Source organism: Olavius algarvensis spirochete endosymbiont, assembly GCA_900608495.1.
Classification (GTDB): domain Bacteria; phylum Spirochaetota; class Spirochaetia; order DSM-2461; family DSM-2461; genus UBA2779.
In genome coordinates this window covers 1-1,700 of the sequence record UWYT01000322.1, presented here as the reverse complement: position 1 = coordinate 1,700, position 1,700 = coordinate 1, and the positions used below count along the sequence as shown (strand labels likewise).

General features: G+C 46.1%; 2 protein-coding genes. Both read left to right on the top strand.

Going from position 1 to position 1,700, the window contains the following annotated elements; all coding sequences use genetic code 11:
* A partial coding sequence (locus tag S1OALGB6SA_RS10445; protein WP_195910414.1) for a hypothetical protein occupies positions 1-641 on the top strand: 641 nt, incomplete at its 5' end.
* A complete protein-coding gene (locus S1OALGB6SA_RS09470; RefSeq protein WP_124033317.1) occupies positions 638-1,594 on the top strand; it encodes an ankyrin repeat domain-containing protein in 957 nt (318 codons plus the stop codon). The genes S1OALGB6SA_RS10445 and S1OALGB6SA_RS09470, both read left to right, overlap by 4 nt.
* Positions 1,595-1,700: the final 106 nt, after the last annotated feature.

Below are 1,700 nucleotides of genomic sequence, written 5' to 3'. Positions count from 1 at the left end.
CCTATGTGAGCAACAACCCCGTGAAGTATGTCGACCCGACGGGAGCCGAATTGATGAAACCTGTCGTGGTTCGTCAATCCGATAGCAGATGGAGAGAATCCTTCCTAGGTGGAACTAAATCGTATGACGATTCAGATCAAACGATTAGAAATACCGTGGGTGAATGGGGATGTAAGTTTGTAGCTGGGGTGTCGGTGGGATTAGCCCTTGCTGATGATAGCAATTATGGCCGATGGGGCAAAGCTTCTGATATGCTCGAAGCGGTCAACAAAGAAGGTAACTTCAGTTTTGACGAGAATTCCAAGGGTGGCATTGATGTGAATCTCTCTGAAGCCGGGATTGAAAAGATTATTGAGAGTCTATACGGAAACGATGTTTCAATTGACAGGACCTGGGGGAAGGATGACGCCGTGAAGAAACTTGCCAATATCGATACTTCAGATACTGAATCCTATGTCATCGGCGAGTTTAAAATGGGAGAAGAATCCCATTTTCTTCCACTGCAAGGACTGAAAAAGGATTCTGATGGAAATGTTACTGGATTTGAATATACTGAGTCGTATGAAGAATTTAGGCAAGGGAAATTCTCTTCAACCAAAGATCTGAAATCGATCATCATTATTACGGAGAGGGACCAATGAGAACGGCGAAAGCTTTTTTGAGTTCCTTTGTTGTCTTATTGATATGCATTGTGTGTGTCAGTCAGATTTCATTGAAGGATGCCTTGAACTTTGAGTACCTGATGATGGATCCCGAGGAATATCTGGGGAAGGATCAAGAACTCCGAGAGGCTGATGAGGAGAGTTTGAATCAGTTGTTTTTCGCTTCTTATTATGTCGGCAATCTTGCGCTTTCCCGGTACTATCTTTCCATTGGTGCGAATCTACTGAATGTCAAATTTGATTTGTTTGATCGGGAGGAGTACATCAGAACTATTGCTCACTACCAACCGACTGGTGATCATATTGACTTACTCTTCGAAACTCTCACCCTGTTTCCTGAGGTGTTTTCATGGGAGGTCGAGGTTGGGGGCGGTGCAGAAATTACAGCGTTGACTCATTTTGCGTATACACTCCGCCCCGAAAATTTCCGCGAGATAGTGAAGTTGTGCGATGATGTTAATCTTGCCGATAAAAATGGTTTTACAACTTTGGCTAGACTTTCGAGGAGAACTGACAGTGTCATGGACAAGAAGGAAATGATAGAGATACTTCTTGAGGCCGGCGCCGATCCGGCTCTTCCTATACCCGGGGGAAGAAATATCCTCCATGACTTCAATTGGTGGCCGATTGGTGAAGATTACTCGGAGGTACTGGAGCTTATTCGACAGAGCAATCTGGACTTCAATAAGCAGAACGAGTCGGGTGCGACACCTCTCCATTGGGCTGTTTTCCCTTATGGGCTAGAAACCAACAGTGTGGCGTATGTCAAATTTCTTCTTGAAAACGGCGCTGATAAGTACATAGCTGACGAAACCGGAGCCACTCCGGTTTATAGGATCAACCGGTACGAGAGAGGATTCAAATACGCCACGGCTGAAGAGATTGCTTCCAGAAAGGAAGTTATGGCGCAGCTAACAGAGTTGCTCGAATGATCCAGCATATTGACTACTCAGCGGTTTTGGGGCATAAAGCCGCCCCCACCTGCGCAGGCCCTCAGCCAGGCCCGCCCTTAGGCCGTCCATGGCCATAAGGCTAAAC